The organism is Streptomyces sp. CNP082, assembly GCF_059570535.1.
Genome location: NZ_JCANSZ010000010.1, coordinates 135,635 through 159,109, shown reverse-complemented (window position 1 = coordinate 159,109; position 23,475 = coordinate 135,635). Strand labels below are relative to the sequence as shown.

Genomic DNA, 23,475 nt, shown 5'->3' with positions numbered 1-23,475 from the left:
CCCCGATAGCCCGCAGGTCCCGGGGAGCGGACGATCGACGTGACGTCGGCCGGGGAGCCCGACCCACCTGCAAAGGGGGCGATATGAGCGGGAGCGAGTGGCTTGCCGGAGGGCGTCGTGCGCTGCTGCGGCAGGCCCACGGCCCGGGCCTCGGCCACGGAATCCGGCGTCTTCCCCGGGACGCCCCCCTGCCGCTTTCCTTCGCCCAGCAGCGGCTCTGGCTTCTCGACCAGCTCTCGTCCGGCAGCGGGCTGTACCACGTCACCGCCGGACTCCGGCTCCGCGGGCCGCTCGACGCCGACGCTCTCGCCCGTGCCTTCGGGGCCGCCGTCGGCAGGCACGAGGTGCTGCGGTCGGCGTTCCGGCCCGACAGCAGGGGACGGCTGGTGGGCCTGCCGTCGGACGAGGTGCCGAAGCTCGTCGTCGCGGACGTCGACGGCGGCGAAACCGGGCTCCGCAGAGCCGCGGAGGAAGCCGCCGCCGGCCCTCTGAACGCCATGGAAGGCTCCGTCCTGCGGGGCGCGCTGCTGCGCTCTGCTCCGCGTGACCACCTGCTCGTCGTCACGGCCCACCACATGGTGGTGGACGGCACCGCGATGGAGATCCTGCTGCGCGATCTGGTCGCCGCGTACCGGCAGGACGGTCCGCTGCCCGAACCGCCCCTGCAGTACGCCGACTATGCGGGCTGGCACAACGCGCGGGTGGAGGCGGGCGCCTTCGACGGCCAGCGTGCCTACTGGCGGGAGCGGCTTCGCGGCGCGCCCACCGGCTCGGCTCCTGCGGACCGCCCTCGACCGGCACGGCCCTCCTTCGCCGGCGCCTGGGCGTCCCGCCGGATCGGCCCGGATGCGGTGGCGGGGCTGACGGCGCGCATGGCGCACCACCGGGCCACGCCCTTCATGGTGGCCGCTGCTCTGCACGCAGGTGCGCTCGGCCGCTGGTCGGGACAGTCCGACCTCGTGATCGGCATGCCGCTGAACGGAAGGAACCGCCCCGAACTCGCCGACATGGCGGGCTGTTTCGTCAACATGGTCCCGCTCCGGATAAACGTGTCCGGCGCACCTTCGTTCAGCCGGGTGCTCCGGCAGGTACGGGACGTCGTCATCGAAGCGCAGGAGAACGGCGACGTGCCGTTCGACCACGTGGTGAGGACGCAGCGGCGGGCGCGCGGTGCGGCCGGGCAGGTCCCGCTCATCCGGCACATCGTGCAGTTCACCGCCGAGCGCAGGCTGCCGCAGCTCGGCGGTCTCGAACTGAGCCTCTACCCGCTGCCGTCCGCCCGGGCGAAGTTCGACTGCTTCATCGACGCGGCCGACCTCGGGGCCCGGGGCTGGGAGTTCCGTGCGAACTACGCCACCGAGATCTTCGACGCGACCACCATCGACCGACTACTGACGGACATCTGCCGCACGGCTGAAGAAGCCGGACGACCGTGAGGACTTCATCCATGTCTGAACGCGAACCCTTCACGTTGCCCGCCTCCTTCGCTCAGGAGCGGCTGTGGCTCCACGAGCAGTCGGACCTCGGCCAGCCGATGTACAACGTGGCGGGCGGCCTTCGCTTCCGGGGTGAGCTCGACACCGGTCTGCTGCGCTCCTGCCTGCGTCTGATCGTCGAGCGTCACGAGGTCCTGCGTACCGTGTTCGCCCTGTCCGGGGGCGAGGTCGTTCAGGTGGTGCGGCCGTCGGCCGAGGTGGAGGTGCCGGTTCTCGAGCCGGCCGGCGACCTCGACGAGACCCTGCGGGAACTCGCGGCCGAGTCCTTCGACCTGGCGGAAGGCCCGCTCTTCCGCTGTCACCTGCTCTGTCCCGGTACGGGGGAGCAGATCCTGTTCGTCGTCATGCACCACATCATCAGCGACGGCCGGTCCCGGGACGTCCTGCTGGCCGAACTGAGCGAGCTGTACGCCGCGGGAGCGGCGGGCAGGGAGCCGCAGCTTCCCGAACTGCCCGTTCAGTACGGGGACTTCGCGTCCTGGCAACGCAAGGTGCTGGAGTCCGGTGCGCTCGACACCCAGCTCGCCCACTGGCGCGAGCGGCTGGCCGGGGCCCCGGAGCTGGTGCTGCCCCAGGACCACGCCCGGCCGGCGCGGCCGACCTATGCGGTGGGCTCCGCAGAGGTGGCCGTCCCCGCGGAAGTCGTCGAGGGGTTGCGGCACGCCGCCGGGGGCGCGACGCCGTTCATGATCGCCGTAGCCGGATACGCGGCCCTCCTCGGGCGCTGGAGCGGCCAGTCCTCGGTGGTGATCGCCCTGCCGGTCTCGGGCAGGGAGGAGCCGGAACTCCAGGGACTCGTCGGGTTCTTCGTCAACACCGTGCCCGTCCGTATCGATCTGGACGGAGATCCGTCGCTGGCCGGGATACTGCGCCGCACCCGTGAGCGGTGCCTGGAGGCGTTCGCCCACGCGTCGGTGCCGTTCGAAAGGCTCGTGGACGAGGTCCGGCCGCAGCGGCACAGCGGCAGGCTGCCGCTGGCCCGCGCCTGGGTCGTACTCCAGGACGCCGTGAGCCTGCCGCCGCTCTTCGGCCGGAAGGTCGATCCGGTCGTCGTGGCAGGGGACGAACGGTCCCCGTTCGACGTCCTGCTTGAGCTACGGGACGACGGTGGTGCGCTGACCGGACGGCTGGCCTGCGCGGCTGACGCGTTCGCGACGCCGACCGTGGCGGAGGTGGCACGGACGTTCGAGGCGATCCTGCGGGCGCCCACCGAGACGAGGCTGGCCGATCTGCCCTTCCTGGTACGGCAGGACGACCCCGTCACCGAGCCGGACTCCGCCGCGGTCCGCACGGCGCAACCGGACGGTGCCCTGGAACATCTGCTGACCCGGATCTGGATCGACGTCCTGGAGGTCGACGACGTCTCCGTCGACGACGACTTCTACGCGCTCGGCGGCAATTCGCTGCGCGCGATCCGGGTGATGACCCGGGCACGTGAGCACGGTGTCGAGGTGCCCGTCGAGACCTTCCTCGGCGCCCACACGATCAGGGACCTCGCCAGCCACTCCGGTCAGCAGGGCGCACCGGAAGCCGGGGACCGATGACCACCCGGCGCCCCCCTACGCTCGCGGAGGCCCGGAAGGCGCTGCGAAGTGCACCCGGCACGGCGGCGCCGCCGGGGAACGGCATCGAGCCGGTCGGTGACCGCACGGGACTGGCGCTGTCGTTCAACCAGGAGCAGCAGTGGTTCCTCCACCGGTGGGATCCGGCCCGGCCGGAGTACAACGCCACCGTTCCGGTGCGGCTGCGCGGCCCACTCGACGTGGCGGCCCTGCACCGGGCCCTGCGCACCGTCGTCGAGCGGCACGAGATCCTGCGCACCAGCTACGGGGAGGAGGACGGGACTCCCCGTCTGATCGTGCACCCGCCCGGCGGGCCGGACCTCTCCGTCGTGGACGCCACCGGCCGGGACGAGGACGGCCTCACCGAACTGGTCGCCGGGCTGGGCGGCGAGCCCTTCGACCTGGAGCACGGTCCGGTGCTGCGCGCGACACTGGTCCGGGCCGCCCCCGAGGACCACGTCCTCGTCCTCGTCATCCACCACATCGCCTTCGACGGGGCTTCACTCGCGACGCTCACCGAGGAACTGGTCGCGGGTTACGCGGCCGCAACCGCCGGCAGCGAACCCGCGCTTCGCGAACTTCCCGTACAATACGGGGACTTTGCGGCCTGGCAGCGGGGCTCCACAGCCCGGGAGCTGCTCGCGAAGCAGCTCGGCTACTGGCGCGAGCGGCTGACAGGTGCGACGGCGCCCGTGCTCCCGGCGGATCGCCCCCGCCCGACGCGGCCCAGCGGCGCCGGAGCGGCGCACTCGCTCACTCTCCCCGCGCGGCTCTCCGACGAACTGGCCGCGCTGGCGAAGAGCAGCCGGGTGTCCCCGCTCAGTGTGTACCTGACCGCCTTCTACGCGGTGCTCGCCGACCACACCGGGCAGAGCGACCTGTGCGTGGGGTCGGTGTTCTCCGGACGCACCCGGCGCGATACCGAGCGGCTGATCGGCTATTTCGCCAACACGCTGGTGCTGCGCGTCTCCGCGGAGGGCAACCCGGCCTTCGGCGAACTGCTGCGCCGCACGCACGAAACCGTCGTCGGCGCCCACCTCCACCAGGACGTGCCCTTCCACCATCTCGTCAAGGACCTGGGCATCACCCGGGAGCCGGGCCGCAACCCGCTGTTCGACGTGTGCTTCACCATGCATCACGCCCTGGCCGAGTCGGCCCGCGTCGGGGACGTGGACATCAGCGCCTTCAGGCTGCCGCGGCGTACCTCCCAGTTCGACCTCACCGTGGAGGTCACCGAGGTCATCGGCGAAGGCGTACGGCTCTGGCTGGAGTACTCCACCGACCTGTTCGAGCCCGAGCGCATCGAGCGGCTCTGCGCGGACTACGTGGACGCGCTCACGGCGATGACCACGTCCCTCCAGACCCGGATCGGCGCGGGACGGGGCACCGCACTGCTGCACCGGCTCTTCGAGGACCAGGCCGCCGCGCGACCGGCCGCGCCCGCGCTGCTCACCGCTGACGGGACGCTGAGCTACGGCGAACTCGACGCCGAGGCCAACCGGCTGGCCCGCGTCCTGCAGGAGGCCGGCGCCGGGCCGGACGTGCCGGTCGCCGTCCTGCTCGACCCCGGCCCCGAACTGACCGTCGCCGCTCTCGCCGTGATGAAGTCCGGAGCCGCCTACCTGCCTCTCGATCCGCTCCACCCGCAGGCCCGGTGGGCAGAGGTCATCCGGCAGGCCGGATGCCGCCTGGCCGTCACGCCGTCGTCCCGGGGCGGGGAACTGCCGTCCGCCGTCACCGTCATCGAACCGCGCGGGCACGGCGGGCCGGTCACCGCACCGCCTTGTGCCGCGCGCCCCGGGCATCTCGCTTACATCATCTTCACGTCGGGCTCCACCGGAGAACCCAAGGGTGTGCTGATCGAGCATGCGGCGGCGGTCAACTTCGTCCGGGGGATCCCCCGCCGGTTCGCCCCGGACCACCGCGACCGGGTCGTGCAGTTCACCAGCCCCGCCTTCGACGTCAGCATCTACGAGATGTTCGCGACGCTGGCCGGCGGCGGCTGCCTCGTCACCGCGCCCAGGACGGTCCTGATGGACCCCCGGGCGCTGGCCGGCCTGATGCGCCGGGAACGGGTCAGCGTGTTCCTGTCCACTCCGGCGACGCTCTCCCTCCTGGACGGCTACGACCTGCCCGACCTGCGGAAGCTGACGATCGGCGGGGAGACGCCGGGCAAGGACCTGGTCCGCCGGTGGCGTGCCGAAGGCCGTGTGATCCAGAACGGTTACGGCCCGGCCGAGACCACCGTCGAAGCCACCTGCGGTCCCCTGGACGGCGCGGACCGGGACGGGCTGCCGTCCATCGGCGGGGCGCGGGCCGGCTACCGGGTCCACCTCCTGGACGACGAAGGTGATCCGGTCCCCGACGGCGCCGCCGGGGAACTCCACATCGCCGGTGCCGGGCTGGCGCGCGGCTACCTCGGCCGGCCCGGACTGACCGCGGAGCGGTTCGTGCCCGATCCGTTCGGACCTCCCGGTACGCGCATGTACCGGACCGGCGACCTGGCCCGGCGCCGCGACGGGCACCTGGAGATCCTCGGCCGCACCGACCGGCAGGTCAAGATCCGCGGACACCGGGTCGAGCCGGCCGAGGTCGAGGCCGTGCTCGGGGAGCACCCGGACATCGACCAGGTCGCGGTCTCGGTGACCGACGGCAAGGACGGCGACCGGAACCTGGTGGCCCACGTGGTTCCCGGCGCGGACGGGGCGCCGACGGCCGCCGAGGTCCGGTCGTTCCTGCGGGACCGGTTGCCCCCGGTGATGATCCCGGCCCGGGTCGTCGAAGTGCCGGCGATGCCCGTCACCGTCGGGGGAAAGGTGGACCGCGGCCGGCTCGCCCGGGAGCGGGCGCGGTCCCTGGGCGAGCTGTTCGAACAGCAGGCCGCCCGCACACCGGAAGCGACGGCTGTCACCGGCGGCACGGACGCCTGGACCTTCGCCGAGCTGAACGCACGCGCCAACGGGGTGGCCCGGACGCTGCGCCGCCACCGGGTCGGTGCCGAGGACGTCGTCGCCGTGGCCGCGGACAAGACGCCGCAGACGCTCGCCGTCCTGCTGGCCGTGCTCAAGGCCGGGGCGACGTACCTGCCGATCTCCCAGGACGCTCCGGCCCACCGGTGTGCCCTGCTCCTGAAGGACGCCGCCCCCCGCCTCCTGGTGTGCGGGCGCGGCGCCGCGGCGGCGGCCGAGGCCGCCGCCGCCGAAGGAGTGCCCCGGCTGGTCCTGGAGGACATCAGCGTCGACGGCGAGGACCTCTCCGACCTCGGTCTGCCGGTCGAGCCGGAACGCCGGGCCTACATCCTCTACACGTCCGGCACCACCGGGCAGCCCAACGGCGTGGCGGTCGAGCACCGCAGCGTGCTCACACTGTTCCACTCCCACCAGCGGACGATCTTCGAACCCGCAGCGGCCGGCCGGCCGCTGCGGGTCGCGCTCTCCGCGCCGCTGGGCTTCGACGCCTCCTGGTGCGGTCTGCTGTGGATGCTCGCCGGGCACCACCTGCTGCTCGTCGAGGACGACGTCGTCAAGGACGCCGACGCGTTCCTCGCCACGGTCGAAACCCGCCGGATCGACGTCGTGGACATCACCCCGACCTACTGCGGTCACCTCGTGAACTCCGGGCTGCTCAGCACCGGGCGGCACCGGCCGGGCGTCGTCCTGCTCGGTGGCGAGGAGGTCCCCGAGCCGCTGTGGCGGCGGCTGCGGGAGCAGACCGGTGTCACGGCGTTCAATCTGTACGGACCGACCGAATGCACGATCGACATGCTCGTCTGCGGCCTGCACACCAGCGAGACCCCGGCGATCGGCGCTCCGGTGGACGGGGCCGTGCTGCGCATCCTCGACGGGGAGCTGAACCAGGTCGAGAACGGCGAGAGCGGCGAACTGTACGCGGCCGGGACCTGCCTGGCCCGCGGCTACCACGCCCGCCCGGGCCTCACCGCCGCCCGCTTCCTTCCGGATCCCTACGGCGGGCCCGGCGCACGGATGTACCGCACGGGCGACCTCGGGCGCCGCCGGAGCGACGGCGTCGTCGAGTTCCTCGGGCGCGCCGACGAGCAGGTGAAGGTCAGCGGCTTCCGCGTTGAGCTGGGCGATGTGGCCGCCGTCCTGGGCGGCCACCCTGACGTCGCCCAGGCGGCGGCGCACCTCACCGCCGACGGCCGGCTGGGCGGCTACGTGGTGTCCGGGCCGGGCCGGGTGGCGGATGCGGCGGACGTGCGCCGGCACGCCGCGGCGAGGCTGCCCGCACACGCCGTCCCAGCGGGGGTCGTCGTCCTGCCCGCGCTGCCCCGGACCGCGAACGGCAAGCTGGACCGCGCCCGCCTGCCGGACCTCGGGTCCCGGCAGAACTCCAGGGCGCCGCGCAACCCGCGGGAGGAATACCTCTGCGCTCTCTTCGCCGATGTGCTGGAAGTGGACGAGGTCGGCATCGACGACGGCTTCTTCGAGCTCGGCGGACACTCCATGCTGGCGACCCGACTGGTCAGCAGGGTGCGCAAGGCGCTGAACGTGGAGCTGCCGCTGCCGGTGCTGTTCGAGTCGCCGACCGTCGCCGAACTGAGCGCCCGCCTCGCCGACGTGCACGCCGAGGCCAGACCCGCCGTGCCCGCCGGGCCCCGGCCCGGGAAGCTGCCGCTGTCGCACGCGCAGCGCCGGCTGTGGTTCCTGGCCGAGATGCAGCCGGACAGCCCGGCGTACAACATGCCGATCGCCGTGCGGCTGTCCGGCGTGCTCGACGTGGCGGCGGTGCGTGCGGCGCTCGGCGACGTGGCGAGTCGGCACGAGAGTCTGCGCACCGTCTTCCCCGTGGCCTCCGGGGAGCCCTGCCAGCAGATTCTCGACGAGACACCGGTGCTGTCCTGCGAGAGCGTGCCGGAGGCGGAGCTGACCCGGCGGCTCGCCGAAGCAGCCGCGGTCCCCTTCGGCCTGCGGACCGACCTTCCCTTCCGCGCACATCTCTTCTCCCTGGGTGCCGAGGAGCACGTCCTCCTCCTGGTCATCCACCACATCGCCTGTGACGGCGCCTCCATGGCCACCCTGGTCCGCGACACGGCGGACGCCTACGCCGCACGCAGGGCGGGTGCCGCCCCGAGCTGGCAGCCGCTGGCTCTGCAGTACGCCGACTACACCCTCTGGCAGCGGGCGCTGCTCGGCGACGAGGACGACCCCGCGAGCCGGCTCTCCCGGCAACTCGACCACTGGCGGGAAAGGCTCTCCGGCCTCGCCGAGGAACTCGCCCTGCCGGCCGACCGCCCGCGTCCCGTCGACCCCACCGGCCAAGGCGGTACTGTCGGCCTCACCGTGGACCCCGCCCTGCACCGGGCGCTGCTGCGGCTTGCCAGGGGGAACCGGGCCACGCTCTTCATGGTGCTGCACGCCGCACTCACCGCGCTGTACACGCGGCTCGGCGCGGGGGAGGACATCCCCGTCGCCGTGCCCACCGCGGGGCGGGACGACCCGCAACTGGACGGTCTGATCGGCTTCTTCGTCAACACCCTCGTGCTGCGCACCGACACCAGCGGAGACCCCGGGTTCACCGACCTCCTGGAACGGGTGCGCTCGGTCAGTCTCGACGCCTACGCCAACGCCGACGTGCCGTTCGACCTCGTCGTCGACGAGCTCAACCCGGTACGTGCCGCGTCCCGCCATCCGGTCGTGCAGACCATGCTCGCCTTCGACCAGTTCTCCGACGGCGCGCTCGACGTCGAGGGCCTGGCCTTCCGCTGGGAGCACGCCGAGGTCCGGGCGTCGAAGTTCGACCTGCTGTTCAACGTGCGGCCCCGCACGGAAGACGGCGAGGCCGCCGGACTGGATCTGGGTCTGCAGTACAGCACCGACCTGTATGACGCCGACACCGTCGAGCGGATCGGTGCCCGGTACCTCGCGATCCTGTCGGCGGTCGCGGCCGACCCCGGGATACGTCTCGGAGACCTGCCGGTCCTGGACGCGCACGAACGCGACCAGGTGCTGCGAGTGTGGAACGACACCGGGCACCCGGTGCCGCGGCGGACCCTGCCCGAACTCATCGAGGCGCAGGTGGACCGCACCCCCGACGCCGAGGCGGTGCACGGCGCCCTCACCTACGCCGAGCTGAACACCATGGCGAACCGGTGGGCACGGTGGCTGGCCGAGCGGGGAGTCGGGCCGGAGGCGGCCGTGGGTCTCAGCCTGGGGCGCTCCCCGGAGCTGGTGGTGGCGATGGTCGCCGTACTCAAGGCGGGCGCCGCCTACCTGCCCATCGACCAGGAACACCCGCCGGAGCGCATCGCGCTGCTCAGTGCCCAGGCGGACCTGGTCCTCACCGGGGTGCCGCAGGACCTCGCGGCGTACTCCGGCCGGAACCTCACCGACCGGGAGCGCACCACTCCCCTGCTCCCCGCCCACCCGGCCTTCGTCGTCCACACGTCGGGCTCCACGGGCACGCCCAAAGGCGTGGTGATGCCGGGCAGTTCGCTGGTGAACCTGCTGGCCTGGCAGGCGTCGCGGCTGCCCGGCGGACCCGGGACGCGGACCGGGCAGATCGCCGCGAGCGGCTTCGACGTCTTCGCCCAGGAGATCCTGTCGGTGCTGACCACCGGCCAGTGCCTGGTGATTCCCGACCGGGATCTGCGGCTGGAACCCGAGGCGATGGGCGCCTGGCTGCGGGAGCAGCGGGTCAACCGCTACTTCGCGCCCAACGCCGTGATCGAGGCGGTGGCCGAGGCGGCAGGCGAGGAGCCCGGCGAACTGGCGGACGTCGTCCAGGGCGGTGAGGCGCTGGTGATGAGCGAGTCGATGGAGCGCCTGCGCGGGCACAGCCGTATCCACAACCACTACGGGCCGACCGAGACCCACGTCGTCACTTCCTGGGTGCTGCCCCCCGCGGACGAGCCGGTCCCCCTGCTTCCGCCGATCGGCCGTCCCATGTGGAACGTCCGCTGCTACGTGCTGGACGCGCGGATGGAGCCGGTTCCGGCCGGGGTGACCGGCGAACTCTACGTGGCGGGTGCGCAGTTGGCGCGGGGCTACCTGAGGCGGCCGGGGTGGACCGCCGCGTCGTTCGTCCCCGATCCGTTCACCGGTTCCGGGGAGCGGATGTACCGTACGGGCGACCTCGCCCGCTGGACGCGATCCGGCACGCTGGAGTACCTGGGCCGGGCGGACCGGCAGATCTCGCTGCGCGGGTTCCGGATCGAACCGGGCGAGATCGAGGCCGCGCTCACCCGGTACCCCGGTGTCCGGCAGGCGAACGTCCAGGTCCACGACGAGCGGCTGGTCGCCTATGTCGTCGCCGAGAACGGTGACGTCGACCTCGACACCCTGCGCGATCACGTGGCGGCGATCCTGCCCAGACATCTCGTACCCGCGGTCTACGTGCCGCTGGCCGCTCTGCCGCTGAACCGCAACGGGAAGGTCGACGTGCGCGCGCTGCCCGCACCCGACCCGGCGCCGCGCGGGGAGCGGGCGCGGACCCCGCGGGAGGAGATCCTGTGCGGGCTCGTCGCCGAGGTGCTCGGCATCGCCTCGGTCGGACCGCACGACGACTTCTTCCAGTTGGGCGGCCACTCCCTGCTCGTGGCGAAGCTCGTCGGCCGCATCCGGACGACCCTGGGTGCCGATCTCCCCGTCCGTGCCGTGTTCGACGCACCGACCGCGGCGGGGCTCGCCCGGCTGGTGGAAGACGCCGCCCGGGCGGGAGCCGGGGAGACGCAGGCGATTCCGCTTGCGCCGCGGCCGGCCGGAGAGCGGGGACCCCTGTCCTACGCGCAGCAGCGGATCTGGTTCGTGGAGCGGCTGGGGTCGGCGGGCGACGCGTTCCACATGCCCGGCACGCTGCGGCTCACCGGAGAGCTGGACGTCGGGGCGCTGCGCCGGTCCCTGCGGAATCTGATGCGCCGTCACGAGGTGCTGCGCAGCGTGTGCGCGGAGCGGGACGGGGTGCCGTGGGTGCGCGTCGTCGACGTACCCGAGAACGTGCTGCCGGTGGCCGATGTCGCGGAGGACGAGGTCGCCGCGCGGATCCACCGCGCGCACTCGGCCCCGTTCGACCTGCGGCGGGATGTGCCGGTGCGGTGGCTGCTGCTGCGCATCCGGCCGGAGGAGCACGTGCTGGCCATGACCCTGCACCACATCGCCGGGGACGGCCTGTCGCTGCGGGTGCTGATGCGCGAGCTGTCGGAGATGTACCGCGCGGGCGGCTCGGATGCGGACCTCGCCCCGCTCCCGGTGCAGTACGCCGACTACGCCTCGTGGCAACGCCGCCTCTCCCCCGACCGGCACCTGGCACGCTGGCGCGGCCATCTGACGGACGCGCCCCTCCTCGGCCTTCCGACCGACCGGCCCCGGCCGCGCGTGCAGACGTTCACCGGTGGCCGGGTGCGTGCGGAGGTGAGTGCCGAACTGGCGGACCGGCTGCGGGCGGTCGGCAGGCCGGGGGGCGCGACACTGTTCATGACGCTGCTCGCCGGTTTCCAGCTCCTGCTCGCCCGGATCTCCGGGCAGCGCGACATCGTCGTCGGGTCGCCCGTCTCCGGGCGGCAGCACGCCGAGGTGGAGCACCTGGTCGGCTGCTTCCTGAACATGCTGCCCCTGCGCACCGACCTCTCCGGGAATCCCCGGTTCACCGATCTGCTGGACCAGGTCCGTGATCACGTACTGGACGCCTTCGACGGGCAGGACGTGCCCTTCGAGCAGATCGTCGAGGCCGTGGCCCCGGAGCGGGACCTCGCCCGGCAGCCTCTCTTCCAGGTCATGCTGAACATGCTCGGCGGCGCCGCTCCGGAGCCCGATCTCGGAGACGTCGCGGTGCAGGCGGACCTCTACGACGACACCCCGTCGAAGCTGGACCTCACGCTGTACGTGCAGGATCCCGGCGCCGAACTGGTGCTCACCCTCGTCTACAACTCCGGCCTGTTCCTCCCGGAGCGCATGGAGCGCCTTCTCGGGCAGTACGTGGCCCTGCTTGAGCACATCGCCGCAGAACCGGCGCTCCCCATCGAGGAGTACCGGCTCCAGGCGCCCCCGGCCGGTGCGGAAAGCGCCGTACCGGCGTTGCCCCGGCGGGCCGAACACGCCGTGCACCACCTGATCGAGGCGCGGGCGGACCGCACCCCGGAGGCCGTCGCCCTGGTCGACCCGGCCGGCTCCTGGACCTATCGGGAGCTGGACGACCGCGCCAACGGGCTCGCCGCCGAGCTGAACGCGGCCGGAATCGGACCGGGGGACCGGGTGGCGCTGCACGGCCCGCGGTCGGCCGGGCTGATAGGTCTCATGGTGGGCGTACTCAAGGCCGGTGCGTCGTTCGTGCTGCTCGATCCCGCCGACCCGGTGGCCAGGCGCCGTACCCAACTGGCCGCGTCGGCGGCACGCGGCCTCGTCGTGTACGGCCCGCCGGCCGGGCTGGAGGCACCGGTGGTGCTGCACACGGACCTCACCGCGACGGCGCCGCGGCCCGGGCCGTCCGCCGGACCGTGGGACACCGCATATCTGGCCTTCACCTCCGGCACCACGGGCACGCCGAAGGCCGTACGGGGATCCCACGCCGCGCTGACCCACTTCTTCGACTGGCAGGCGGCCGAGTTCGGCCTCGGTCCCGGGGACCGGTGGAGCGCGCTGGGCGGGCTGGGGCACGACCCGTTCCTGCGGGAGACGCTGGGTCCGCTGACCCTCGGCGGCACGGTGTGCGTGCCGGCCGAGGCCGAGGCCCGGTCGCCGGAGAGGCTGGCGCACTGGCTGCGCCGGCAGCACGTCACCGTCACCCATCTCACCCCCGGTCTTGGCGAGATCGCCGCGCTGCCGGGGGAGGAACTGCCGGACCTGCGGTACGTCTTCTTCGGCGGCGAGCGGCTGACGGCCCGGCACGTGCACGACCTGCGGGCTCCGCACGCCGAGTTCGTCAACTTCTACGGCACGACGGAGACCCCGCAGGCGGTGTCCTCGTACCGGATCCCCCGCACGGCCTTCGACCCGGTCCCGGTCGGGACGGGTATCGACGGCGTGCAGCTCCTGGTGCTGACGCGCGGCGGGTTCCCGGCCGCGGTCGACGAGGTCGGTGAGATCGCCGTCCGCACGCCGTACCTGTCTCAGGGCTATGACGGTGATCCCGCAGCCACCGGTGCGCGGTTCGGCGAGTACGGCGGAGAGCGGCTCTACCGCACCGGCGACCTCGGGCGACGGCGCGCGGACGGCACGGTCCTGGTACTCGGCCGGATGGACGACCAGCTCAACCTGAACGGCCACCGGGTGGAGCCCGGTGAGATCGAGGCGGCCCTGCGGGGCGCCCCCGGTGTGCGTTCGGCCGCGGCCGTCTGGCACCGGGACCGGCTGGCCGGCTATGTGACGGGACCGGAGGTGTCCGTGGAGGAGGTCCGCGCGCACCTGCGTGACCTGCTACCCGCCGCCCTCGTGCCCCCGGTGACGGTCCTGGACCGGCTGCCCCTCACACCGCGGGGGAAGCTGGACCGCTCGCTGCTGCCCGCCGCCGGGCAGCCGGCCGGCGCCACCGCCCCGCCTCTTCCCGGCCTGGAGGCCGAGGCTGCCGCCGTCTGGGGCGAGGTGCTCGACCGCGAAGGGATCGGCCGGGACGAGGACTTCTTCGACATCGGCGGCAACTCCCTGCTCCTCGTACGGGTCCAGGCACGCCTGGAGAAGCAACTCGGCCGACGGGTGCCGCTGGGGGGCCTGTTCGAGCATCCGACGATCGCGGCTCTGGCCCGCTGGCTGCAGAGCGAGGACAGCACGGCCGGCGCGGCCCACGGTCCGGTGGTCACGCTCCAGGCGGCCGGGGACGCTCCTCCGTTCTTCTGCGTCCACCCGGTCGAAGGGAGTGCCGTCGGACTGCGTGCGCTCGCCGCCGAACTCGGCACCGACCGGCCGTTCCACGCGCTGCGGGCCCCCGGGCTCGACGGCGGGCAGGAACCCTTCCGGGATGTCCGGCAACTCGCCCGCCACTACGCCCGGCACATCGGCTCGGTCCGGCCGGACGGCCCGCTGCTGCTGGGCGGCTGGTCCTTCGGCGGCGTGGTCGCGACCGAGGTGGCCAGGCTGCTCGCCGAGGACGGCCGCGAGGTGGGACCGGTCGTCCTCCTCGACAGCCGAGCACCCCGCCGGATGGCCCGTCAGATGGCGGGGCTGGCGGACTTCCTCGACGCCTGGGAACCGCACCTTCAGGCGGTGCCGCGGCTCCTCGCCGAGCCGGAGCCCACCGGGGAGGAGATCAGGGCGGCCGGCGTCCCGCCGGCGCTCGCCCGCGAGTTGCTGGACCCGGATGCACCCGTGGTCTACCGGATGCTGTTGCTCGACGCCCGGACACGCGAGGTGGCGCGGGCGCACGTCCACGCCATGCGGCACCATCGGCCCGCGCCGCTGCGCACGCCTGTGGTGCTGCTCCGGGCGGCCGGCCGGCCCGGCGACACGGCCGCCGATGCCCACCTGGGGTGGCGGGAGCTGGCCGCGGCCGGCCTGACCGTCCACGAGGTACCGGGCGACCACTTCTCGATGATGAAAAGCCCTCATGTGACCGCGCTGGCCGGCCGGTTGCGCGCCGTACTGGCCGAAGCCGGCCCGCAGTGACCCCACGCTGACGAAACCGACACGAGAGCAGGGAAGACATCTCTATGCCGGATGCACCCCGCGGCGTCACGCCTTCGGCCGATGCGGGCCTGGCGGGCCCCGTCTGTTCCTACAACGAGTGGGACCCGCTTGAGGAGGTGATCGTCGGCATCGTCGACGATGCCAGCTTCCCGCCCTGGCACCGTGCGCTGCCACCGGCTGCTGCCCGAGCACCAGCACGAGACCTTCCGCACGCGCGCGGGCAGGCCCTTCCCGGCCGAAGCGGTGGCCGCCGCCCGCCGCGAACTCGACGAGTTCGCGCACATCCTTCAGGGCGAGGGCGTGACCGTACGGCGCCCCGAACCGATCCCGCAGCGGACGCCGTACGCCACCCGGGCGTGGACGAGCACGGGCATGTACGCGGCGATGCCCAGGGACGTGCTGCTGGTGGTGGGCGACGAGATCATCGAGTGCCCGATGGCGTGGCGCTCCCGGTACTACGAGTCGCTCGCCTACCGGCCCCTGCTCAAGGAGTACTTCCACGGCGGCGCCCGCTGGACTGCCGGCCCCAAGCCGGAGTTGAGCGATGCCCTGTACGACGAGGACTGGACGGATCCCGGGGACGACGGCCCGGCCCGGCTGGTGGTGACCGAGTTCGAGCCCACGTTCGACGCGGCGGACTTCACCCGCCTGGGGCGGGACATCATCGCCCAGAAGAGCAACGTCACCAACGCATTCGGGATCGAGTGGCTGCGCCGCCACCTCACCAGTGACTACACCATTCATGTTCTGGAGTTCGACGACCCCCACCCGATGCACATCGACGCCACCCTCGTCCCGCTCGCACCGGGCAAGGTGCTCATCAATCCCGAACGCGTGCCGAAGGTGCCGAAGCTCTTCAAGGGCTGGGACGTCATCGTGGCACCACGCCCCGTCATCTCCGACAGCCATCCCCTGTACATGACCAGCAAATGGATAAACATGAACGTCCTGATGCTGGACGAGCAGCGGGTCATGGTCGAACGGCAGGACGAACCCATGATCGCGCTGATGAAGAGCCACGGATTCACCCCCATCCTCTGCGACTTCCGGCACTTCAACAGCTTCGGCGGGTCATTTCATTGCGCCACCCTCGACGTTCGCCGTCGCGGCGATCTCCAGTCGTACTTCTAGGAGGCCGGTGTGCGGATATGGAAGAACACTCCCCGGGACGGAATCCTGCTCGGGGTCAGCATCATTCAGCTCACGGTGATGCTGGGGCTGTGCGGCAGGTGGACCGAGGCGTCCACGGCGGAACGCCTGGTCTCGGTGCCGGCCGTGGCGGTCCTTATCGCGTACCACATCATCGTCGTCAGCCACCTGTTCACACACGCGCCGTGGTTCGTCTCCAGACGGCTCAATGCCGTGGCATCTCTGCTGAATTCAGTGAACATCGGGCAGTCGGTGCAGGCATACCACCTCACCCATGTGCGCAACCACCACCGGTTCAACAATGACCGGCAGGACGCGGAGGGCACCACCCGTGATCTCTCCTCGACCTACCGGAAGGGCAGGAACGGTGAGCACGAGCCGTTGCTGTCGTACGCCCTGGGCGGCGCACTGGAGTCGCTGGCCGACCGCGCCCGCGAAGTACTGGCCGTGACCCGGCTGTGGCGGGTCGGCTCCCATGAACGCACCCTGCTTTCCCTGGCCGCCCCGCGAGATCCCCGTCGTGCCCGGGAGCTGCGCCAGGTCCGGCTCGACCGGGTCGCGCACGTGGGGTCGCTGGCAGGCTTCGCCGTGATCTCCTGGCAGTGGACGCTCACGGTGTATCTGCCCGCGTTCTTCCTCGCCCTGACGATGGTCAACGTGCAGAACTACTACCGGCACTACGGCGCTGACCCCGACCATCGGACCGCGGACGCGGTGAGTCACTACAGTCGCCTCTACAACCTGATCGCATTCAACGACGGTTACCACCAGGAGCACCATCTGAGCCCGTCCTCGCACTGGTCGGAGTTGCCCCGGGTGCGCGAGCGGTCCCGGGACCGGCTTGACAGCGGCGAGCGGGTCATCAGCCCCGTACCGGCCATGCTCGGCTTCCTGTACCGCGACAGACCGATGCTGCACCAGATCCGGGGTGAGCGCCCATGAGCGGGGAGCGCGTGTCGACGGCGCACCAGCAATCCGATGCGGCCGTATCCGAGCTCACCGGCACCTCCCTGGCGCCGGGAGGGTTCCGGGTGCACGAGACCGACCACGACGTCGATGCCGAGGCGGCACTCGCGGTACTCGGCGGCGAGCTGGCCGCCCACCGGGTGCGCCACTTCATCCCCGCGCAGGACTGCGTGCGTATCGTGCGCAACTTCCAGGCGTCCTCCATGCGTACCCCCCGCTACGGTGTGGGTGAGGAGGGCGTCGAGGGCTATTTCGTCGGCGCCTCGCACATCGAGAAGACCACCGACGCCTATCTCGGAGAGGCCGGGCGCTTCGCCGGGGCCCTCGCGGACCTCTTCAGCGGGGTGTCCGACCCGGTCTCCAGCCTCCGGGACCGGCTCGCCGGCCACGGCCCCGTCCGGCGGGTACGTGCGGCCGAGCAGGACGGCCGTGCATCCGGCTCCGCGAAGGCGGTGAGCTGGACCGGGACCGGGTACTTCCTGCTGGAGCCGCACGACGACGTGGCCCAGCTCGGCGACCCGCTCCAGGCCGGTTTCGAGATCCAGGCTGTGCACCGGGTAATGGCGGTGAACGCCTACCCGTACGTGCCGGCCGGGACCGGCCAGCTCCAGCTCTGGAACATCGCCCCGGACGACGACTCCCGTGCCCGGCTCGGCCTGACCCACAGCGGCTTCCCCTACCCCCGGGCCGCGCTGTCCGGGCTGCCGACCCTCGTGGTCCCCGTCGAGACGGGGGATCTGTGCCTGATCAACGGGAACCTGATCCATGCGGTTCTGGGCGGCCGGCCGGCCGAGGACGCGAACCGGCGGCTGCTGATCACCTGCTTCACCGGCATCGTGGGCGACGAGCTCCTGTGGTGGACCTGATGCCGGCCCATCGGCCAAGGGCTCGGCCCCGCGCATCTCTTCGTTCCGCACGGCGACCGTGTGAACGAGGGAGTCAGCGGCTGGGGAGCAGCGAGGTCAGCAGGCCGGCGATGGCCTGAGCGAATTCGTCGTTCGGCAGGGCGGCATCCGGTGTGGCCTTCATGATGCGCGCGAGTGCGGGGAGCGCGTCGGGGTCGATGGCGGCTACGGCGCGGTCGCGTTGGCTCGGCCGGCTGGGGGGCGACAGCGGGTGCTGGGAGACGAGTTCACCGACGATCAGGTGCCAGCATGACCGGAAGGCGGACATCGCCGGGCGGGGTTCCAGCCCCGCCGCCAGGAAGTCCGCGAGACACGCGTCGGTGAAGGGGAAGGCGTTTTCGGCGACGAGTTCTCCCCGGATCAGTACGTGCAGGACCCACACGTGATCGGCCATGTAGTCGTGCGCGGCCACCAGACGTGTCAGCAGCCGGGCATGTGGGCTCTTCCCGGGCACGTCGACCGGCAGGCCGTCCGCGATCTCTTCCAGGATGGCGAGCAACAGCGCGTCGCGGTCGGCGATATGGCGGTACAGGGAGGTGGCGGCCGTGCCGAGTTCGGCGGCCACCGCTCGCATGGACAGGGCGTCGATGCCGTCCCGCTCGATGACGCGCCGTCCGGCCGCGACGACGGACGCGGTCGTCAGCCCGGGTCTGGGACGACGCGGTCCGTAGCGGCCGACGCCGTGCGGCCAGGTCTGTTTCGCCATCCGGTCATGCTCGCACGACGGGCGTCCGCCCGCGCCCGCACGCTTCCGCACGTGGGGTTCCCCTGACGCGGGCCGTGTACGGAGCCGTGTCGCGGGGCTGTGCGCAAGGCGGGCGATCGGCCGGCGCCCGCGGATGCGCCTTCGCTGCCCCGGCAACCGTGCGCCTGGTCAGCGGCGGGCTTCCGGCCGGGGGGCGCCGGTGGGGCGCGGGAGGGGGCCGGCGGGCCGGTCCTCGTGCGTCGGGGCCTCTTGCGGCGGGCCGGTCCAGTGCAACGTGCCGTCGGCGAGTACGGCCGTCTCGTCGCCGACTCGGCGGACCACCTGGGGGTCGTGGGTGATCACGAGGACACCGAGCTTCTCCTGTTCGCAGAGTTCACGCACGAGGTCGAGCACGGATGCCTGGGTGACCGAGTCGAGCGCGGAGGTCATCTCGTCGCACAGGAGCACGCGGGGGCGTGCGGCCAGGGCTCGGGCGATCGCGACACGCTGGCGCTGTCCGCCCGACAGCTCGCCCGGGAGCCTGCGCAGATGGTCCGTCCGCAGATGGACCATCGACAGCAGCCGTTCGATCTCCTGGTCGATCTCCGCCGTCTGCCTCATGCCCCGCAGGACCCGCAGGGGGCGCGCGAGAGCCGCGTGCACGCTCTGCGCGGGGTGCAGTGTCTCCGCCGGGCTCTGGGGTACCAGTTGGAGCGCCGCACGGTCGCCGGGTGTTCGTTTGCGTGCCTGATGGTGCAGGGGTCGCCCGTCCAGCAGGACCGTTCCCCCGGCGGGTCGGTGCAGACCGGCCAGGCAGCGGGCGAGCGTGCTCTTGCCGGCTCCCGAGGCGCCGGTCACGGTCGTGCACTGGCCGGCGTGCACAGCGAGGCTGATGCCGTCCAGCACCAGGTGGTGGCTGTGGTGTGCACGTAGCCCTTCGGCCTGCAGTACGGGGGTCTTCTGTTCCGTACCGCGACGGCGAGGTGACGCGAACCGGGTTGCCGCAACGAGTGATCCGGCTGCCGCGGATGCCGGCGCCTCGGTGATCTGCCGCGGTGACCCGTCCTCGACCACGCGGCCGTCGCTGAGGACGACGATCCGGTCGACGAGACCGTCAACCGACGTCAGGTCGTGGGTGACCCACAGCAGTCCGACGCCGGAGGCGCGGAGGCGCGCCAGCTCTTCCCGTACCTCGGCCTTGGCGGCGGTGTCGAGGGCCGAGGTCGGTTCGTCGAGCACCAGCAGACGCGGTCCGGCGGCCAGCGCGAGGGCGAGTGCCCCGCGTTGCTGCTGGCCGCCGGAGAGTTCTGCCGGCTTGCGCGCGCCGAGTGAAGGGGGCAGTCCGACCCTCTCCAGCAGGGACCCGACCGCGTGTCCGTCGGTGGTGCCGAGGGCCGCCCGGATGTTCGTCGCCAGTCGCCGGTACGGGTTGAGGGTGGTGCCCGGGTCCTGTCCGAGGTACGCGACGGTCCCTCCGCGCAGCCCGCGCGGAGGGACCGGCAGCGTGGGACGTCCGCCGACGGTGACCTGACCGGCGCGGTGGGTGATCCCGGGGCGCAGATGACCGAACACGGAAAGGGCGAGCGTCGTCTTGCCCGAGCCGGACGAGCCGACCACGGCGACGGACTCCCCCGGGCCCATGGCCAGGGAGACCCCGTCGAGCACCGGCCCCTCGGACGAGCAGAGCTCCAGACCTTCGATGCTGACCATCGTCTCGCTCATGGCGCGGCCACCCGCTTCCGGAGAGTCCAGCGGTCGGACAACAGGTTCACGCTCACCGCGAGCGTGGCGATGAGCAGCAGCGGTGCAAGCAACGCCACCGGCTGCAGGGCGGCTCCCGGCAGGGCGTCATGGACGAGCGTCCCCCAGTCGGTGGCGGCGCCCCCCACGCCGAGGAATCCGGCCGCGGTGACCAGGTACAGCGCCAGGACGAATCGCAGGCCGGCGTCGGCGACCACGGTCGCGGACACCAGGGGCAGCACCTCATGGCGCAGCAGCCACGGCCACCGCTCGCCGCGGGCGATCGCGAGTTCCACATGGGACCGGCGCAGCACCGGCGCAGCCGCCGCGCGGATCACGCGAGCGGACAGCGGGACGCTCGCCAGTGAGGTGGCGAGCACCATGCCGAGACGCCCCGGGGTCACGGTGAGGACCAGCAGGAGTGCGAGGACCGGCGGGATGGCGGCGACCGCGTCGAGCGGGCGCATGACGAGCCCTTCCCATCCGCGCCTGCGGTGACCGGCGAACGCGGCGAGCAGTCCGGCTGTCGTACCGAGGACGACGGTGACGGCGGTCGCGAGCGTGGTCGTGACCAGCACCGACGGGCCCCCGTCCAGCAGCCGGGACAGCACGTCGCGGCCGAGGTGGTCACTGCCGAGGGGATGGCCCACGCTGGGCGGCGCGTAGGGGGCGGCGATCGTCGCGGTGGGCGGGTGCGGTGCGAGAAGCGGCCCGAGCAGTCCCGCCGCCACCACGGTGGCGACCGTGACCGCGGCTATCCGGTGACGGCGCGCACGCCGGCCCCGAGCAGCGCCGTTCACCGGCGCACGGGCGCTCACGCCGACCTCGTACGGCCGACGGCCGCACCGATGACGTCGGCGGCTACGGTGGCCACGAGGGTGAGTGCACCCATGATCATGGCCAGCGCCTGGACCACGGGCAGGTCGCCGGCGGCCACCGAGGTGACGAGCACCTCCCCGATCCCGGGATAGCTGTAGACGACTTCCACCAGAACCGTTCCTCCCAGCAGCGCCGCGGCGCTGATCAACCAGATCTGCGCCGCGGACGGGAGGACCGCGGGCAGGACGCCCTGACGCACGACGGTCCGCTCCGGTACGCCGTTCAGCCGCATGGCCTCGACGTGCGGCGCCCGCATGGCTGTCGAGGTCTGGGCGCGGATGACCCTGGTGGCGTAGGCGAGGCTCACCCATAGCAGGCTCAGCACCGGCAGGGCGATTACCTCGGGATGAGCGAGCGGATGGTCTCCCGCCGGGACGAGCGAGGTGGCCGGGAACCAGCCCAGTTGCCCGGCGAGTACGAGGGCGAGCGCTCCCGCGACGACGAACTCGGGCACCGCGGAGGTCAGGAGCAGGCCCGCCGACCCCAGCCGGTCCAGCCGGCTGCCGGCCCGGCGGCCGAGCGCGACGCCCAGGGCAAGTGAGAGCGGCACGAGGAGAAGGATGGTGAGCCCGGCGAGGACAGCGGTGTTGCCGATCCGGTCTGAGAGCATCTGCGAGACCGGCGTGCCGTTCGCCGCCGTGCCGAGATCGCCTCGCAGCAGCCCGCCGGCCCACTCCAGATACCGCTGGAACAACGGTGCGTCGAGACCGAGCCGTTCGCGGGCGAGCGCCGCCTGCTCGGGTGTGGCACCGGGCCCGAGGCGGGCGGTGGCCGGATCTCCGGGGAGCAGGTCCACGCCGGCGTAGACGACCAGGGACAGCACGGTGAGCAGCACCGCGGCTGTCGCGAGCCGCACGGCGACGTACCGCAGGGTGTTCGCTCTCACGCGACGAACCCGACTCTGCCCAGCCACGGGTACTTGGGCGACTCGCGGCCGTCCACGCCGGTGAGCTTCTCCTTCGCCAGGCTGAGCACGTCGCCGCGCCCCCAGGCCACCCAGTTGCCGCGGTCCGCCATCACCTGCTGCGCCGTCTTCCACGCCGCGGCCCGGGTGGTCTCGGACGTCGTGGATATCGCGGTGGCGACCGCCCGGGTCAGCTCCGCGTCCGGGAAGGCGAGGGTCTCGTACGCGGCGGAGCGCGTGTAGGTGACGGCCAGGGAGAAGGGGCCGAGGGGGAAGGAGATGGCGTCGCATGCCTTCATGCCCTCGGGGTCGAAGCCCTCGTTGACGGTCACCTTGTCCAGGGTCGCGTCGAGCCCCAGGCCGCCGAGCTGCTCGACGAACAGCTCCGCGGAGGAGTTGAGCCCCGACTCGTACTCCGCCGTCCTGACCACGAACGGCTTGCCCGCCGCCCCGGCCGTCCGCAGCAGGCGCTTGGCCTTCCGCACATCGCGCACCGGCACCGGGACGCCTTCGAGGAAGTGCTTCGCACCTGCCCCGAACAAATCGTTGGCGACCTCTCCGAACCCGAGGAACACGGCCTCCACCAAGGCTGCGCGGTCGATGCCCAGCTTGATGGCTTCGCGGACCCGGGGATCGGACGAGATGCCGCGCGTGACGTTGAGGACGAACCCGTATGTCGTACGCATGGCCTCGCCGCCGTCACGGATCTGCAGACCGGACTCCTGGACGCCGGTCCTGGCGGTGACGTAGGCGATGTCCGAGGCGTAGTCGGCCTGGTCTCCCTTGACCGCGTTCACCCGGGCCTGCGGGTCGTTGACGCTGAGGAGGGTGACGGCCTCGGCGTATCCGGCACCGTCCCAGTGGTCGTCGTACCGTTCGAGCCGGGTCTCGACCCCCGGCTTGAACGCGGTGACCCGGTAGGGGCCGGTGCCCACGGTGTCCGCCGGGGTGAAGTGGGCGGCACCGTTCTTGATGACGTAGAGGCCGGAGCCGGCGAGCAGGGTCGCGGGATCCCCCACCGGCTGCACCGTGGGCAGGACGACGGTGTGCTCGTCCGTCGCCTTGGCCGCCGCGAGGTCGAAGTACGCGGAGAGCTCGCTGGGGAACGCCCGGTCGGGCGAGGCGCGGTGCCCCAGCGTGTACACCACGTCGTTCGAGGTGAAGGCGGAGCCGTCGTGCCAGGTGACGTCCTGACGCAGCGTCAGAGTGCACTGGCTGCCCCGTGCGTCGGGCTTGGCGGAGGTCGCCAGGGCTGGCTGCGCCTCGCCGTCGGCGAAGAAGAAGAGCTGGTCGAACACGATGGCGTACCTGGCGAGGTCGCAGGGCGCGGTGCCGACGGTGGGGTCGAGTGATTCGCCCGCGCCTGAGCCGGCGAAGGCCAGACGCACGGTGCCTCCACGTCTCGGCTTGCCGCTCGGGGCACCGGTGACCGCCGGGCCGGGCTCCTCGCCCGACGCGCAGCCGACGAGGAGCGGCGCGGCGGCGGAGGCGGCGCCGAGCCCCAGAAGGGAGAGCACACCGCGCCGGGTGACGTGACCGGTGAGGGGCTGGGACAGCGGATGGCCGCCGGGCGGCGCAATGCGGGACATGACACTCCGGTGTTCGATCGGCAGAGCTAT

11 protein-coding genes are annotated in these 23,475 nt (G+C 72.4%); 6 read left to right on the top strand and 5 right to left on the bottom strand.

Features of this window, described 5'->3' with window-relative positions:
- Nucleotides 1-83: 83 nt before the first annotated feature.
- The 6 genes from B124_RS11955 (at nucleotide 84) to B124_RS11930 (ending at nucleotide 17,609) form a co-directional block, all read left to right on the top strand.
- Nucleotides 84-1,436 carry a condensation domain-containing protein gene (locus B124_RS11955; protein WP_496502732.1) on the top strand — a complete coding sequence of 451 codons (1,353 nt, stop codon included), beginning with the start codon at nucleotides 84-86 and terminating at the stop codon, nucleotides 1,434-1,436.
- 11 nt (nucleotides 1,437-1,447) lie between these two features.
- Nucleotides 1,448-3,040, top strand: a complete 1,593-nt coding sequence (locus B124_RS11950) for a condensation domain-containing protein (RefSeq protein ID WP_496502731.1) — start codon at nucleotides 1,448-1,450, stop codon at nucleotides 3,038-3,040.
- Nucleotides 3,037-14,607: an amino acid adenylation domain-containing protein gene (locus tag B124_RS11945; RefSeq protein WP_496502730.1), complete on the top strand. Its 11,571-nt coding sequence runs from the start codon at nucleotides 3,037-3,039 to the stop codon at nucleotides 14,605-14,607. Before B124_RS11950 ends, B124_RS11945 begins: the two co-directional genes overlap by 4 nt.
- 159 nt (nucleotides 14,608-14,766) lie before the next feature.
- The gene (locus tag B124_RS11940) at nucleotides 14,767-15,759 is read left to right on the top strand and encodes an amidinotransferase (protein ID WP_496502729.1); all 993 of its coding nucleotides are present in this window, start codon (nucleotides 14,767-14,769) and stop codon (nucleotides 15,757-15,759) included.
- Nucleotides 15,760-15,768: 9 nt separating this feature from the next.
- Nucleotides 15,769-16,719 carry a fatty acid desaturase family protein gene (locus tag B124_RS11935; protein ID WP_496502728.1) on the top strand — a complete coding sequence of 317 codons (951 nt, stop codon included), beginning with the start codon at nucleotides 15,769-15,771 and terminating at the stop codon, nucleotides 16,717-16,719.
- Nucleotides 16,716-17,609 carry a hypothetical protein gene (locus tag B124_RS11930; RefSeq protein WP_496502727.1) on the top strand — a complete coding sequence of 298 codons (894 nt, stop codon included), beginning with the start codon at nucleotides 16,716-16,718 and terminating at the stop codon, nucleotides 17,607-17,609. Before B124_RS11935 ends, B124_RS11930 begins: the two co-directional genes overlap by 4 nt.
- Nucleotides 17,610-17,682: 73 nt before the next feature.
- Here B124_RS11930 and B124_RS11925 read toward each other — a convergent pair whose 3' ends face one another.
- The 5 genes from B124_RS11925 to B124_RS11905 all read right to left on the bottom strand — a co-directional run bounded on the left by B124_RS11925 (nucleotide 17,683) and on the right by B124_RS11905 (nucleotide 23,445).
- The gene (locus tag B124_RS11925) at nucleotides 17,683-18,354 is read right to left on the bottom strand and encodes a TetR/AcrR family transcriptional regulator (protein ID WP_496502726.1); all 672 of its coding nucleotides are present in this window, start codon (nucleotides 18,352-18,354) and stop codon (nucleotides 17,683-17,685) included.
- 168 nt (nucleotides 18,355-18,522) lie between these two features.
- The gene (locus B124_RS11920) at nucleotides 18,523-20,055 is read right to left on the bottom strand and encodes an ABC transporter ATP-binding protein (RefSeq protein WP_496502725.1); all 1,533 of its coding nucleotides are present in this window, start codon (nucleotides 20,053-20,055) and stop codon (nucleotides 18,523-18,525) included.
- Complete coding sequence (locus tag B124_RS11915) at nucleotides 20,052-20,891, bottom strand: ABC transporter permease (RefSeq protein ID WP_496502724.1); 840 nt, start codon at nucleotides 20,889-20,891, stop codon at nucleotides 20,052-20,054. Before B124_RS11915 ends, B124_RS11920 begins: the two co-directional genes overlap by 4 nt.
- Nucleotides 20,888-21,838: an ABC transporter permease gene (locus B124_RS11910; RefSeq protein ID WP_496502723.1), complete on the bottom strand. Its 951-nt coding sequence runs from the start codon at nucleotides 21,836-21,838 to the stop codon at nucleotides 20,888-20,890. Before B124_RS11910 ends, B124_RS11915 begins: the two co-directional genes overlap by 4 nt.
- On the bottom strand, nucleotides 21,835-23,445 hold the full coding sequence (locus tag B124_RS11905) for an ABC transporter substrate-binding protein (protein WP_496502722.1): 1,611 nt from the start codon (nucleotides 23,443-23,445) through the stop codon (nucleotides 21,835-21,837). Before B124_RS11905 ends, B124_RS11910 begins: the two co-directional genes overlap by 4 nt.
- Nucleotides 23,446-23,475 lie beyond the last annotated feature (30 nt).